At 73.9% G+C, this 14,242-nt stretch carries 14 protein-coding genes; 4 read left to right on the top strand and 10 right to left on the bottom strand.

What is annotated here, in order from left to right; genetic code table 11:
* Positions 1 to 1,585: anthranilate synthase family protein (locus tag RIF68_RS09805; RefSeq protein WP_309050762.1), on the top strand; the 1,585-nt coding region annotated here is incomplete at its 5' end.
* A 76-nt stretch (positions 1,586 to 1,661) separates the two neighbouring features.
* Here RIF68_RS09805 and RIF68_RS09800 read toward each other — a convergent pair.
* The 4 genes from RIF68_RS09800 to RIF68_RS09785 form a co-directional block, all read right to left on the bottom strand.
* Entirely contained in the window at positions 1,662 to 2,663 is a 1,002-nt protein-coding gene (locus RIF68_RS09800) for a 2-hydroxyacid dehydrogenase (RefSeq protein ID WP_309050766.1), read from the bottom strand.
* Between the two features lie 94 nt (positions 2,664 to 2,757).
* The gene (locus RIF68_RS09795) at positions 2,758 to 3,405 is read right to left on the bottom strand and encodes a response regulator transcription factor (RefSeq protein WP_309050765.1); all 648 of its coding nucleotides are present in this window, start codon (positions 3,403 to 3,405) and stop codon (positions 2,758 to 2,760) included.
* A gap of 32 nt (positions 3,406 to 3,437) precedes the next feature.
* On the bottom strand, positions 3,438 to 4,670 hold the full coding sequence (gene macS / locus RIF68_RS09790) for a MacS family sensor histidine kinase (RefSeq protein ID WP_309050761.1): 1,233 nt from the start codon (positions 4,668 to 4,670) through the stop codon (positions 3,438 to 3,440).
* Between the two features lie 40 nt (positions 4,671 to 4,710).
* Entirely contained in the window at positions 4,711 to 5,442 is a 732-nt protein-coding gene (locus tag RIF68_RS09785; RefSeq protein WP_309050764.1) for a lysophospholipid acyltransferase family protein, read from the bottom strand.
* A gap of 180 nt (positions 5,443 to 5,622) precedes the next feature.
* Between RIF68_RS09785 and RIF68_RS09780 the strand changes: the two genes are divergently transcribed.
* Both RIF68_RS09780 and RIF68_RS09775 read left to right on the top strand, forming a co-directional pair.
* On the top strand, positions 5,623 to 6,405 hold the full coding sequence (locus tag RIF68_RS09780) for an alpha/beta fold hydrolase (RefSeq protein WP_309050760.1): 783 nt from the start codon (positions 5,623 to 5,625) through the stop codon (positions 6,403 to 6,405).
* Positions 6,398 to 7,096 (top strand): hypothetical protein, encoded by a 699-nt coding sequence (locus RIF68_RS09775; RefSeq protein ID WP_309050759.1) that lies wholly within the window; start codon positions 6,398 to 6,400, stop codon positions 7,094 to 7,096. Before RIF68_RS09780 ends, RIF68_RS09775 begins: the two co-directional genes overlap by 8 nt.
* A 42-nt stretch (positions 7,097 to 7,138) precedes the next feature.
* Here RIF68_RS09775 and RIF68_RS09770 read toward each other — a convergent pair whose 3' ends face one another.
* From RIF68_RS09770 to RIF68_RS09745, 6 genes are all read right to left on the bottom strand, one after another.
* Entirely contained in the window at positions 7,139 to 7,897 is a 759-nt protein-coding gene (locus tag RIF68_RS09770) for an endonuclease/exonuclease/phosphatase family protein (RefSeq protein WP_309050758.1), read from the bottom strand.
* Positions 7,898 to 7,977: 80 nt separating this feature from the next.
* Positions 7,978 to 8,919, bottom strand: a complete 942-nt coding sequence (locus RIF68_RS09765; RefSeq protein WP_309050757.1) for an ROK family glucokinase — start codon at positions 8,917 to 8,919, stop codon at positions 7,978 to 7,980.
* A gap of 66 nt (positions 8,920 to 8,985) precedes the next feature.
* Entirely contained in the window at positions 8,986 to 9,474 is a 489-nt protein-coding gene (locus tag RIF68_RS09760; protein WP_309050756.1) for a DUF5304 domain-containing protein, read from the bottom strand.
* 63 nt (positions 9,475 to 9,537) lie between these two features.
* Complete coding sequence (locus tag RIF68_RS09755; protein WP_309050755.1) at positions 9,538 to 10,674, bottom strand: ArsA-related P-loop ATPase; 1,137 nt, start codon at positions 10,672 to 10,674, stop codon at positions 9,538 to 9,540.
* 60 nt (positions 10,675 to 10,734) lie between these two features.
* Entirely contained in the window at positions 10,735 to 11,175 is a 441-nt protein-coding gene (locus tag RIF68_RS09750; protein ID WP_309050754.1) for an SRPBCC family protein, read from the bottom strand.
* Positions 11,176 to 11,248: 73 nt separating this feature from the next.
* The gene (locus RIF68_RS09745) at positions 11,249 to 12,004 is read right to left on the bottom strand and encodes a metallophosphoesterase (protein WP_309050763.1); all 756 of its coding nucleotides are present in this window, start codon (positions 12,002 to 12,004) and stop codon (positions 11,249 to 11,251) included.
* A gap of 267 nt (positions 12,005 to 12,271) precedes the next feature.
* On the opposite strand from RIF68_RS09745, the gene RIF68_RS09740 reads away from it, so the two are divergent.
* On the top strand, positions 12,272 to 14,068 hold the full coding sequence (locus RIF68_RS09740) for an AMP-dependent synthetase/ligase (RefSeq protein ID WP_309050753.1): 1,797 nt from the start codon (positions 12,272 to 12,274) through the stop codon (positions 14,066 to 14,068).
* Positions 14,069 to 14,242: the final 174 nt, after the last annotated feature.

The following is a 14,242-nucleotide window of genomic DNA, read 5'->3' as shown; positions in this document are numbered from 1 at the left end:
CGTCGTGGACGGCGGGTTCGACGTCTCCGACGAGGAGTACGCGCAGACGGTGCGGCGGGTGATCGACGAGGAGATCGGCGCCGGCGAGGGCGCGAACTTCGTGATCCGGCGGACCTTCACCGGGGAGATCCCCGGCTTCGGGCGGGCCGACGCGCTGGCCCTGTTCCGGCGGCTGCTGGTGGGCGAGCGGGGCGCGTACTGGACCTTCGTCGTGCACACCGGGGAGCGGACGCTGGTCGGGGCGAGCCCCGAGGCGCATGTGCGCATGGCGGGCGGCACGGTCGTCATGAACCCGATCAGCGGCACGTACCGGTACCCGGCGGGGGCCGCGCCGACCGCCGAGGACCTGCTGGAGTTCCTCGCCGACCGCAAGGAGACGGAGGAGCTCTCCATGGTGGTGGACGAGGAGCTGAAGATGATGTGCACGGTCGGGGACCGGGGCGGGGTGGTGATCGGGCCCCGGCTGAAGGAGATGGCCCATCTCGCGCACACCGAGTACGAGCTGCGGGGCCGGTCCTCGCTGGACGTGCGGGAGGTGCTGCGGGAGACCATGTTCGCCGCCACGGTCACCGGCTCCCCCGTGCAGAACGCCTGCCGGGTGATCGAGCGGCACGAAGCCGTGGGGCCGGACGGGGTGGCCCGCGGCTACTACGCGGGGGCGCTGGCCCTGCTCGGTACGGACGCGAGCGGGGCGCAGACGCTCGACTCCCCCATCCTCATCCGGACCGCCGACATCGCGGCGGACGGGCGGCTGCGGGTCCCGGTGGGCGCCACCCTGGTCCGCGGCTCCGACCCGGCGGGCGAGGTCGCCGAGACCCACGCGAAGGCGGCGGGGGTGCTGACGGCGCTCGGGGTGCGGGAGGGGCGGTCCCGGGACGAGGCACCGCTCACGGCTCCCCGGCTGGCCGACGACCCGCGGGTCCGGGCGGCCCTGGACGCGCGGCGGGCGGACCTGGCCCCGTTCTGGCTGAAGATGCAGACCCGGTCGGCGGAACTGTCCGGGCACGCGCTGGTGATCGACGCGGAGGACACGTTCACGGCGATGCTGGCGCACGTGCTGCGCTCCTCGGGCCTGGAGGTGTCGGTGCTCCGCTACGACGAGCCGGGGCTGCGCGAACTGGCACTGGGCCACGAGGGGCTCGTGGTGCTGGGCCCGGGCCCGGGGAACCCCTCGGACGCGGCCGACCCGAAGATGCGGTTCCTGCGCGGGCTGACGGCGGAGCTGCTGCGCGGACACCGGCACGGACTGCTCGGGGTGTGCCTGGGCCATGAGCTGATCGCGGCGGAGCTGGGCCTGGAGATCGTCCGCAAGCGGGTGCCGTTCCAGGGCGCGCAGCTGCGGATCGACCTGTTCGGGCAGGAGCGGACGGTCGGCTTCTACAACAGTTTCACCGCCCGCTGCGACGACCGGGCGGCCACCGAGCTGGCGCTGCACCGGATCGAGGTGAGCCGGGACGCGGCGACCGGGGAGGTGCACGCGCTGCGCGGGCCGGGCTTCGCGGGCGTCCAGTTCCACCCGGAGTCGGTCCTCACGACGGAGGGCGCGGCCCTGACGGCCGCCCTGCTGGCGGGGGTCCTGGTCTGACGGCCGGTTCCCTGCTCCGTGGGCCGGCCCGCTCCGGCGGGCCGGCTCCTCGGCGGCGGTCTCCCGCCGCCGGCCCTCAGCCCGCCGCCCTGGGGACGAGGACGTTCTCGCCGCGCCGCCCCGCGAGGTGGTCGAGGACGTTGCGGAGGGTGGCCTGGACGATCTGGCCGACGGCGTCGCGGGTGTAGTAGGCCTGGTGGGAGGTGACCACCACGTTGGGGAAGGTGACCAGGCGGGCCAGGGTGTCGTCCTCGACGACCTCCAGGGACTTGTCGAGGAAGAAGAGACCCGCCTCCGCCTCGTACACGTCCAGGCCGACCCCGGTGAAGCGACCGGCGCGGAGTTCGGTGACGAGGGCCTCCGTGTCGATGAGTCCGCCGCGGCTGGAGTTCACCAGGATGGCGTCGTCCTTCATGGCCTGGAGGGCGGTGGCGTCCAGCAGGTGGTGGGTGGCGGGCATCAGCGGGACGTGGAGGCTGACGAGGTCGGCCTCGGCGAGGAGCCGGTCCTTGTCGACGTACCGCATGCCGAGGTCGAGGCAGGCCGGGTTCTCGGTGACGTCCCAGCCGAGGAGTTCCATGCCGAATCCGTGGGCGATCCGGGTGAACGCCTCGCCGATCCTGCCGGTGCCGAGGACGCCGGCCGTACGGCCGCGCAGGTCGCGGCCCATGAGCCCGTCGAGCCGGAAGTCGAAGTCGCGGGTGCGGTTGGAGGCGCGGACGATCCGCCGGTTGACGGCCATGGCGAGGGTCCAGGCGAACTCGGCCACGGAGTACGGCGAGTAGTGCGAGACCCGGGCGACGGTGAGGCCGAGGCGCTCGGCCACGTCCAGGTCGATGTTGTTGAAGCCGGTGGAGCGCTGGGCGATGAGCTGGGTGCCGCCGGCGGCGAGGGTCTGCAGGACCCGGTGGTCCAGGACCGCGTTGACGCTGGTGGAGACGATCTCGTAGCCGGCGGCGATGGGGGCGGTGTCCTCGTTGAGGAAGACGTCGAGGCAGCGGACGTCGTGGTCTCCGGCGAAGGCCTCCTCGATGAGGGGCCTCTCGTCCGCCTGCACGCCGAAGGCCAGGATCTCCACGAGCGTCCCCTCCGTGCCGTTCCGTTCGGTGTCGGGCCGTACGTCCGTGAATATACGGCCCGGCACCGGGGCGCGCCCGGCGCGCGGGGCGGGGTCAGGCGTCGTCGAGGCCGCGCTCGATCGCGTACCGGACCAGCTCGACCCGGTTGTGCAGCTGGAGCTTGCCGAGGGTGTTCTGGACGTGGTTCTGCACGGTGCGGTGCGAGATGACCAGGCGCTCGGCGATCTGCTTGTAGCTGAGGCCCTTGGCGACGAGGCGGAGGACCTCGGTCTCCCGCTCGGTGAGGCGGGGGGCGTCGGGTTCGGCGGTGCCGGGGGCCGGGGCGGGCTCGGCGGCCAGGCGCCGGTACTCGCCGAGGACCAGTCCGGCCAGGCCCGGGGTGAAGACGGGGTCGCCGGCGGCGGTGCGGCGGACGGCGTCGATGAGCTCCTCGGTGCTCGCCGACTTGAGGAGGTAGCCGGTGGCGCCGGACTTGACCGCCTCCAGGACGTCGGCGTGCTCGCCGCTCGCCGACAGGACCAGGACCCGCAGGCCGGGCAGGGCGCCGACGAGTTCCTTGCAGACCTGGACGCCCGGCTTGACGGGCAGGTTCAGGTCGAGGACGAGGACGTCGGGTGCGACGGCCAGGGCGCGGCGGACGGCCTGTTCGCCGTCGCCGGCCGTGGCGGCCACGTCGAAGTCCGCCTCCGCCAGGTCGCGGGCGACCGCGTCGCGCCACATCGGGTGGTCGTCGACCACCATCACCTTGATCGGCCGTCCGGCCGGGGTCTCGCTCACTTCTCTCCTGCCTTCCCCCGTGCGTCCCGCGGGGGCCGCGGGACCTTCAACTCGACTTCCGTGCCCTGGCCGGGGACCGAGATCAGTTCGGCCGTGCCGCCCAGATCCCGCAGTCTCCCCCGGATGGAGAGGGCGACGCCCATCCGGCCCTCCCCCTCGGCCTGCGCGAGGCGGCCCTCGGGGATGCCGGGGCCGTCGTCCCGTACGGTGACGATCACCTCGTCCGGCCAGTCCTCGACCAGGATCCAGGCGCGGGCGTCCTCGCCCGCGTGGACCCGGACGTTGTCCAGTGCGGCGCCGACGGCGGCGGCCAGTTCGCGGGCGGCGGGCGGGGGCAGCAGGACCGGCGCTCCCGGGTCGGAGAGGGTGACGCGGGCCCCGGCGCGCGGGGCGAGCAGGGCGCGCAGGTCGACGGGGCCCGCGGTGTCGCCGGGTTCGTCGCCGGTCTCGACGGCGCGGACCACGGCACCCTCGGAGGCGTCCTCGGAGACGTGGCTGGGCCGGGTGAGGCCGCCGGCGACGAGGGTCCGCAGGGCGACCTCCTGCTCCCCGGCCATCCGGCCGAGCTCGGCGGCCTCGCCGCCGAGGGCGGTGCCGCGCCGCTGGACCATGGCGAGGACCTGCAGGACGCTGTCGTGGATGTCCCGGGCGAGCCGTTCGCGTTCGCGGGTGGCGGCCTCGATCTCCAGGGCGCGGGCGAGGGTGCGCTCGGAGGCGCGGGCGACCTCCACGACGTAGCCGATGGCGATGGAGGCCACCCAGACCAGGATGACGTTGTGGACGGTGTCCCGGGTGGGGTGGCCGCGCTCGATGATGTTGGCGACGGCGACGAGGGAGGAGGCGACTCCGGCCCAGCGCCAGCCGCCCTTGATCGCGTAGGCGAGGACGGAGCCCGCCGTCCATATCGTCGGCAGGGTGGGGCCGTCGACGGACTGGGCGTGGGCGTCGGCGAGGGGGGTGAGGAGGATGCCGGTGAGGGCGAGGGTGAGGTCGGCGACGAGGAAGCGGGTGGTGCAGCTGGCCGCGTTCGCCACCTTGGGCAGGGTGGCGAGGGTCCAGACGGCGAGCACCGCCAGATAGGCGACGGCGATCGCGGGCCGCTCGTACCGGTCGCGGCCGGCGGCGAAGACGAGGACCGCGTAGAGCAGGGTCATGACGCGGTAGCCGGTCAGCGCGCGCCACAGCGGCTGCTCGACCGACATGCGCACGACACGTTCGCGTACGGCCATCTCCCCCACCCCCACCGGTGCCCGCCTCCCGAGGGGAGGGTCAGGCGCCGGACTCTTCCCGGGCCGCGATCTCGGCCTTCACGGCCTCCTTGGCGGCCTTCTCGGCCTCGGCGATCTGCCGCTTGGCGGCGGTCGCGTAGATGTCGACGTACTCCTGACCGGAGAGCTTCATGATCTCGTACATGACCTCGTCGGTCACCGAGCGCAGGATGAAGCGGTCGCCGTCCATGCCGTGGTAGCGGCTGAAGTCGAGCGGCTTGCCGATCCGGATGCCGGGGCGCATCAGCTTGGGGACGATCTTGCCGGGCGGCTGGATCTTCTCGGTGTCGATCATCGCGACCGGGATGACGGGCGCGCCGGTGGCCAGCGCCACCCGGGCGAGACCGCCGGGCTTGCCCCGGTAGAGCCGGCCGTCGGGCGAGCGGGTGCCCTCCGGGTAGATCCCGAAGAGACCGCCCTTCTCGATGACCTCGATGCCGGCCTTGATGGCCGCCTCGCCCGCGCCGCGCGCCCCCGAGCGGTCGACGGGGAGCTGGCCGACGCCCTTGAAGAAGGCGGCGGTGAGCTTGCCCTTCACGCCCGGGGTGGTGAAGTACTCGGCCTTGGCGATGAAGGTGACCTTGCGGTCGAGCACGGCGGGCAGGAAGAAGGAGTCGGAGAACGACAGGTGGTTGCTCGCCAGGATCGCGGGACCCTCGGCGGGGATGTTCTCCAGACCCTCCACCCAGGGCCGGAAGGCGAGCTTCAGGGAGCCCCCGAGGGAGAACTTCATTGCGCCGTAGATCAACTCGCCATGCCTTCCGTGTGCCGTCGTCACGACTTTATCCCGTACCGGCGTACGGCCCCCGCTACGGCCCTGGTCGGTGTCGGCCCGGTCGCGTACCGTGAAGGTCCTTCCCCATGTACCCGCCGCTTCGGCGCCCCCGAAGTCGAAACCGAACAGGAGACCCCGGTGCCGGTCCTTCCTGGAGCCGAGCCGTACCGCCACGAGGGCGGAGAGGTCGGCGTCCTTCTCTGTCACGGATTCACCGGTTCCCCCCAGTCGCTGCGCCCGTGGGCCGAGTTCCTGGCCGAGCGCGGACTGACCGTGTCGCTCCCGCTGCTGCCGGGTCACGGCACCCGCTGGCAGGACATGCAGCTCACCACCTGGCACGACTGGTACGCGGAGGTGGACCGGGCCCTGCGCGAGCTGCGGGAGCGGTGCGCCACCGTGTTCGTCTTCGGCCTGTCGATGGGCGGGGCGCTGTCCCTGCGGCTCGCCGCGAAGCACGGGGACGCGGTACGGGGCCTGGTCCTGGTGAACCCGGGCAACAAGGTGCACGGCGTGGCCGCGCACGCGCTGCCGGTGGTCCGGCACCTGGTCCCCTCGGCGAACGGGATCGCCAGCGACATCGCGAAGTCCGGTGTGCGGGAAATCGGCTACGACCGGGTGCCGCTGCACGCCGCGTACTCGCTGCGCCAGTTCTTCCGTACGGTCGACGCCGAGCTTCCGCAGGTCACGCAGCCGGTGCTGCTGCTGCACAGCCCCGAGGACCATGTGGTCCCGGCGGCCGACTCGGCGCGGATCCTCGGCCGGATCTCCTCCACGGACGTCCGGGAGGTCCTGCTGGAACAGAGCTACCACGTCGCGACGTTGGACCATGACGCGGAGCGGATCTTCGACGAGAGCCTGGCCTTCGTCGAGCGTCTCGCCCCGGGACTCGTCGGCGGGAAGGGAAGCAGGAGCGGTGGCTGATCAGCAGGACGGCGGAGAGCGGGAACCGCAGCCCATCGACGAGGAGGCGGCGTGGGCCGCGATCGTCGCCGCGTACGGCGAGGAGCCCGCGGACCCTCCGGAGGCGAGGCCGTTCCGGCCGGTCCAGAACCTGGCCCTGCCGGAGCCCGAACCGGAGACGGGCGGCGAGTCACGGCCGGGGGCCGGGGCCAAGCCGGTGAAGGACCCCAAGTCCCTGGGTGACCCGAAGGCCGTGGCGGAGGTCAACCCGGTGCCGGACCCGAAGGCGCCCGGCGCGGGAGCCGGGTCCGCGGGTGACGCCGGCGCGGAGGCGGAGAAGGAGGACGGGGACGCCCCCGGCGCGGACCGGCCGGCGCTGGGCAGCTCGGTGGTCTTCGCCCCCGGGGTCGGACCGAGCGGCCCCCGTGACTACACGCCGGCCCCGTCCGACGACGAGGGCCACTTCGTACCGCCGGAGCCGCCCCCGCTGCCGGAGGCGGACGCCACCACCAAGTTCGCCTGGCTCGGTGTCGTCGGCGGCCCGGTCCTCATGCTGCTGGCCGTGCTGCTCCGGTGGGACATGACCTGGTGGCTGACGACGCTGTGCGTCGGCGGCTTCCTCGGCGGTTTCGTCACCCTGGTGGCGCGGATGAAGCACGACGACGAGGACGACGACGGCTTCGGCGACCCGGGCCGCGGCGCCGTGGTCTGAGCCGGGGGCCGGTCCCCCGGCCCCGGGCGTCCGCCCCGCGGGTCACTCGCCCGCGGGGAGACGGACCGCCGCGAGCACCGGCAGGTGGTCGGTGGCGGCCCGCAGGTCCGCGGGGTCCAGGCCCGGCGGGACCCCGCAGCCGAGGAACTCGACGCCCGGGGTCGCCAGGATCGCGTCGATGCGCTGGTGCGGATCGGCGGCCGTCGAGGTGTGCTCCCCGCCCCAGGGCCGTACCGCCCAGCCGTCCCGCAGCTCGGCCGTCAGCCGGGTGAAGGCTGGCCCGCCGGGCCGCTCGTTGAGGTCGCCGCCGACGATCGTGTACGGGGTGCCGAGCGCGGCCACCCGGTCGAGGACCATCCCGGCCTGGGCGTACCGCTCGTCCGCCCGCAGGCTCAGATGGCAGCTGACGAGCCCCAGCCTGGCCCGGCCGAAGCGGACGACCGCGGTGGCCAGGCCCCGCCGGTGGAGTCCGGGGGTCAGCGGCAGCAGCACGTCCTCGGTCCGTTCGACGGTGGCCCGCAGCGAGCAGAGCAGCAGCGGTCCCGCGGCGGTGGCGCCGCCGCCGAGGACGACGAGGTCGCTCTTGGCGGCGAGCCGGGCCGCGTGCTTGCGCCAGCGGAAGAAGCGCGGCGCCTCCTGGACCAGGACCACGTCGGGGGCGCAGGCCCGGATGACCCGGGCGAGGGCGTCCTCGTCGTCGCGCATCGAGCGGATGTTGTAGCCGAGGACCCGGACGACGGCCGAACCGTCGCTCTCGGTACGGGAGTCGGGCAGCTCGCCGGTCGCGTCGGTCGTCACCATGCGCCCAGATTAAGCGCGGTGCCCGCCGCGCCCCGGAGGGCACGACGGGCACCGGCAAGGCCGTGCGGGAGACCGGCGGTTCAGCCCTGGCGGGCGAGGTCGGCCGCGCCGACCAGACCGGCCTTGTTGCCGAGCTGGGCCGCGAGGACCTGCGCGTGCGGGCGCCACTGGCCGCCGATCAGCCAGCGCCGGAACGACTTGCGGATCGGGTCGAGCACGAGCTCGCCCTCGTCGGAGACGCCGCCGCCGACGATGAACGCCGAGGGGTCGAACAGCGAGGCCAGGTCGGCGAGACCGGCGCCCGCCCACCGGGCCAGCTCGCGGAAGGAGTCGACCGCGACCTTGTCACCGGCGCGGGCGGCCTCGCTGACGTGCCGGCCCTGGATGCCCTCGGGGGTGCCGTCCCCGAGTCCCAGCAGCAGCTGGGCGTTCTCGGGGGTGGCGGCGGCGCGCTGCCGGGCGTACCGGACGAGGGCGCGGCCGGAGGCGTACTGCTCCCAGCAGCCCTGGCTGCCGCAGCCGCACAGCAGGCCGTCGGGGACGACCCGGACGTGGCCGAACTCGGCGGCCACGCCGAAGCGTCCGCGGCGCAGCTTGTTGCCGATGATGATGCCGCCGCCGAGGCCGGTGCCGAGGGTGATGCAGATGACGTCCTCGTGGCCCTGGCCCGCGCCGAACCGGTACTCGCCCCAGGCGGCCGCGTTGGCGTCGTTCTCGACGACGACCGGCAGACCGACCCGCTGCTCGACCTTGTCCTTCAGCGGCTCGTGCCGCCAGTCGATGTTCGGCGCGAAGAGGACGGTGGCGCGCTTGTCGTCGACGTATCCGGCGGCACCGATGCCGACGGCCTCGATCTGGTGGCCCTTGCCGGCCTCGGAGACCGCCGCGCAGATCGCGTCGACGATGCCTTCGGGGGTCGGCGGGGTGGGCACCGTGTGGGTGTCGAGGATGTTGCCCTCCTCGTCGACCACGCCGGCCGCGATCTTCGTGCCGCCGATGTCGACGCCGATGGTGAGTCCCATGTGTCCCTCAGTTTTCGGTCGAGCCCCGCTAGGGCCCACCGTACCCGAGGGCAGGGCGCGCCCCGGTCAGTCCAGGTCGATGCGGCGGCCCGTTCCGGGGCCTTCGTCGTCCTTGCGCGGCTCGTCCCCGGGCGGCCCGTCCGCGCGGGGCTCCCCGGTGCCGGCGTCCGCCGGGTCCGCGCCGGGGTGGCGGGGGTCCGGCGCGGGCTCGTCGCGGGTCCAGCGGGCCTCGTGGCCGCCGACGGCCGAGCGGTAGGCGGCGAGCAGTTCGTTCCCGGCGGCGGCGAGGTGGTCGAAGACCTGCGGGTTGCGCTCGATGACCGGCTCGACGGCGCTGCGCGCCTGGTCGACGAGGTCCTTGACGGTCCGGGCCGCCTGGCCGCCGAGCAGCGGGGCGGCGATGCCGCCGGAGACCTTGTCGGCGACGGCCTCGAACAGCTTGCGGAACTCCTCGGCGGCGGAACTCGGCTCGGGGCCGCGCTCGGCCCGGCGCCGGGCCCTCTCCGCCTCCAGGTCCTCGGCGCACGCCTTGGCCCAGGCGTCCGGATCGCTCATGGCGTACTCCTCAGTGGCTGGTACTTCGACGGTACACGCCCGGCGGGGGCCGGAGCAGGGGCTTCAGGAGCCGGCGGGCCACAGTCCCGGATCCGGCGCGAACCGGACCCTCAGCTCCCCGTCGACCAGGCCGGCGCCGGTGACGGCGCAGCGGCGCAGGGCGCCCGGCAGGGACAGGGCCCGGCGGAAGGGGCCGGCCGCGAGGAGCAGTTCGTCGCCGCGGCGGACGAGGGAGAGCTCCTCCTTGACGGCGCCGGGGAGCGGCAGGTGCCAGACGAGGACGCCGTCCTGCGCGCGCCGGTCCTCCACCCGGGGCACGGCGGGCGCGGCCGGGCCGGCGTCCGCGGGGGCGGGAGCGAGCAGGACGAGGTCCTCCGGGCCGCGCGGGTCGCGGCCGAGGTGCGGCAGCTCGCGCAGCAGGCCGCCCGCGCCGGTACGGAGGGTCTCCAGGTGCCGGTGCTGCTCGGCGGCGAGGGCGGCGAGCCAGGGGTCCTCGGAGGTGGCGGGCAGGATCCGGTTGGCGACCACGGTGTCGAGGGCGAGGCCCTGGAGGGCGAGGCCGAGGCGGGCGGAGCGCAGGGCGGGGGCGGCCGCGGGGCCGGGCTCCAGGACGAGGCGGACGGTGGTGCCGGGGTCCTCGATCAGGGCCTGGACGGCGGCGAGCTCCTCGGCCCAGCGGGCGGTGGTCTCGTACAGCCACTGCGCGGGCATGGGGACGCCGGCGAGCTGGGCGAGCATGGGCCGCAGGGCCCGGGCGGCCTGGCGCTCGGGGGGCAGCAGGCGGCGCAGGTAGCGGCGGAGCTGCTCGGGCAGGGCGAGGACGGCGAGGGCCTCGGTGAGCGGGGGGAGGTCCACGACGGCGAGGTCGTGGCCGCCGGAGGCGGCCTCGCGCAGGGCCCGCAGGAGGGCGAAGGGGCGCGCGCCGGGGAGTTCGGTGAGCTCGGCCTCCTCGAAGGGCGCGGCGCCGAGCAGGTCGAGCGCGGTGCCGGAGCGGGCCTGGAGGGCGAGGAACTCGCGCCGGAAGTCGCCGCCGGGATCGGGGCGCAGGACGGTGAGCGGCCCGGTGCCGCCGGGGACGGCGCCCGCGTCGTCGGAGACCAGCAGCACACGCTGTCCGGCGTGCGCCGCGGCGAGGGCGGTCGCCGCGGCGACGGTGGTGCGCCCGGCGCCGCCGGCTCCGGTGACAAGGATGATCCGCATGCGGGCGACGCTACCGCGCCGCCGTGGCGCCCCGGCCGGGGGCCCGGGGCGGCCGGGCGCTCAGGCGCCGGACTCGACGCGCTTCTTCAGGCCCGCCAGCGCGCGGTCGATGATGACCTTCTCGGCCTTGCGCTTGATCATGCCCAGCATGGGGATCTTGACGTCGACGGTCAGCTGGTAGGTGACCTCGGTGCGGTCGCCGCCGACCGGGCGCAGCAGGTAGGAGCCGTCCAGGGAGCGCAGCATCTGCGACTTGACCAGGGTCCAGCTGACCTCGTTGTCGCCGGTCCAGGTGTAGGCGAGGGTGTGGTCGTCCTTGATGGCCCCGGCGTCGAGCAGCAGGCGGACCTTCTCGGCGCGGCCGGCGGCGTCGGTCGCGAGGACCTCGGCCTCCTTCACCTCGCCGGTCCACTCGGGGTAGCGCGCGAAGTCGGAGATCACACCCATGACGTCGGCCGGTGCCGCCTCGATGGTGATGCTCGAGCTGGTGTGTTCGGCCATCGCGGTGGCTCCTCCAGTGTGCGGTCCGGCGAGAACTCGAGGGGAAGGCTATCGCGCCCCGGTGACCTGCCGGTCACCACTCCAGGACGAAGGGCCGTCCGGTCGAGGCGAAGTGGCCGACGTTGACGCACTCGGTGGCGCCGATCCGCATGCGCCGGGCCAGCGGCTGGTGGACGTGGCCGAAGAGGGCGTAGCGGGGCCGGACCCGGTGGATGGCGTCGAGCAGGGCGCGGCTGCCGCGCTCGAAGCGGCGGGCGACGGTGTCGTAGGTCAGCTCGGGGACCTCGGGCGGGATGTGGGAGCAGAGCACGTCGACCTCGCCGAGGGCCTCCACCTTGGCCGCGTACTCCTCGTCCCCGATCTCGTACGGGGTGCGCATGGGGGTGCGCAGGCCGCCGCCGACGAAGCCGAAGACGAGGCCGCCGATCTCGGCCCGCTGCCCGTCGAGGACGGTGGTGCCGGGCCCGGCGAACTCGGGCCAGAGGGCGGGGATGTCCACGTTGCCGTAGGTGGCGTAGGTCGGGGTGGGGAAGGCGGCGAACAGCTCGGCGTACTGCCGCCGTACGGCGGACTCGATCGCGGCCTCCCGGTCGACGGCGAGCCCGGCCCAGAGGCGGCGGCCCAGCTCACGGGCCTCGTCGAAGCGGCGGGCGGTGCGCAGCTCCACGATCCGGTCGGCGTTCTCGACGCCGAAGAGGTCGGGGAAGATGCCGCGGCTGTGGTCGGCGTAGTCGAGGAAGAGGACGAGGTCGCCCAGACATATCAGGGCGTCGGCGCCCTTCCCCGCCGCGGCGAGGTCGCCGGCGTTCCCGTGCACGTCGCTGACCACATGGACTCGCATGGGACCACCTTAGGGCGTCGGACCTGCGGTTACTTGGGAGTCGGAAAACCGGTGGACTACTGTGCGCAGAGCACCGCCACGCATGTGTGACGCACGGAACATCTGGCCAGGACCCCCTATCGGGAACCCCGTACTGATGGGTAACGTCCGGGCAGTCCAGTCGTGCTCACCCCCACTGAGCACCTGCCCGACCTTGGACTACACCGGTGCATCACACAGAGCCGTGGCGCCGGCGCCCGATGAGGAGCAGCAGTCTTGCGCGAGTTCAGCCTTCCGGCCCTGTACGAGGTCCCCACGGACGGCAACCTGACGGATCTCATCCGCCGCAACGCCTCCCAGCACCCAGACGTCGCCGTGATGGGGCGCAAGGACGGCGGGGTCTGGACCGACGTCACCGCCAAGGAGTTCCTCGCCGAGGTCCGCGGCGTCGCCAAGGGCCTGATCGCCGCCGGGGTCGGGGTGGGCGACCGGGTGGCGCTGCTCTCGCGCACCCGCTACGAGTGGGTGCTGCTCGACTTCGCGATCTGGAGCGCGGGCGCGGTCACCGTACCGGTGTACGAGACCAGCTCCCCCGAGCAGATCCAGTGGATCCTCGGGGACTCGGGCGCCTCCCTGGCGCTGGTGGAGAGCGCGGCGCACGAGGCCGCCGTGGAGTCCGTACGGGCGAACCTGCCGGAGCTGCGGGGCGTGCGGCAGATCGAGGCGGGCGCGGTCGCGCGGCTCACCGCCGAGGGCGCGGACGTCTCCGACGAACTGCTCGACGAGCGGATGTCGGCGGCGCACGCGGACGACCCGGCGACGATCGTCTACACCTCGGGCACGACGGGCCGCCCCAAAGGCTGCGTCCTGACCCACCGGGCCTTCTTCGCCGAGTGCGGCAACGTGGTGGAGCGGCTGGGACCCCTCTTCCGCACCGGCGAGTCCTCGGTGCTGCTGTTCCTCCCGGCCGCGCACGTCTTCGGCCGGCTCATCGAGGTCGCCTCGGTGATGGCGCCGATCCGGCTGGGCTGCCTGCCGGACATCAAGACGCTCACCGACGAGCTGGCCTCCTTCCGGCCGACGCTGATCCTGGGCGTGCCGCGCGTCTTCGAGAAGGTCTACAACTCGGCGCGCGCGAAGGCGCAGGCCGACGGCAAGGGCAAGATCTTCGACAAGGCCGCGCACACGGCCATCGCCTACAGCCGCGCGCTCGCCACCCCGCAGGGGCCGTCCTTCGGCCTCCGGCTCAAGCACCGGATCTTCGACAAGCTGGTGTACGCGAAGCTGCGGGCGGTGCTCGGCGGCCGCGGCGAGTACGCGATCTCGGGCGGCGCGCCGCTGGGCGAGCGGCTCGGCCACTTCTTCCGGGGCATCGGCTTCACGGTCCTGGAGGGCTACGGCCTGACCGAGTCGTGCGCGGCGACCGCCTTCAACCCGTGGGACCGTCCGAAGATCGGCACGGTGGGGCAGCCGCTGCCGGGCTCGGTGGTGCGGATCGCCGACGACGGCGAGGTGCTGCTGCACGGTGAGCACATCTTCTCGCGGTACTGGAACAACGAGGCCGCGACGGCCGAGGCGCTGGCGGACGGCTGGTTCCACACCGGGGACATCGGCACCCTCGACGAGGACGGCTACCTCGCGATCACCGGCCGCAAGAAGGAGATCCTGGTGACGGCGGGCGGCAAGAACGTCGCCCCGGCCGTCATCGAGGACCGGATCCGCGCCCACGCCCTGGTCGCCGAGTGCATGGTCGTCGGCGACGGCCGCCCCTTCGTGGGCGCCCTGGTGACCCTGGACGAGGAGTTCCTGGGCCGCTGGGCGGCGGAGCACGGCAAGCCGTCCGGCGCGACGGCGGCCACGCTGCGCGAGGACGCCGACCTCCTGGCCGAGGTGCAGCGGGCGATCGACGACGGCAACGCGGCCGTGTCCAAGGCCGAGTCGGTGCGCAAGTTCCGTGTCCTGTCGGCCCAGTTCACGGAGGAGGCCGGGCACATCACCCCGTCCCTGAAGCTGAAGCGGAACGTGGTGGCGAAGGACTTCGCGGACGAGATCGAGGCGATCTACCGGGCCTGAGCCCCGAGCAGACGTGGAAGAGGGCCGGGGCCCCGCTCATCGGCGGGGCCCCGGCCCTTCTCCGCGCCTGCCGGGCCGTTCCTCCGCCTCTCGCCGGAGGAAGCCCTACGCCTGGCCCTGGAGGAGTTCCCTGAGCCGCTCCGCCAGCAGGTCCCAGCGCCACTTCTCCTCGAC

The organism is Streptomyces sp., assembly GCF_031178505.1.
Taxonomy (GTDB): Bacteria; Actinomycetota; Actinomycetes; order Streptomycetales; family Streptomycetaceae; genus Streptomyces; species Streptomyces gulbargensis.
This window is presented reverse-complemented; position numbering and strand designations above follow the sequence as displayed.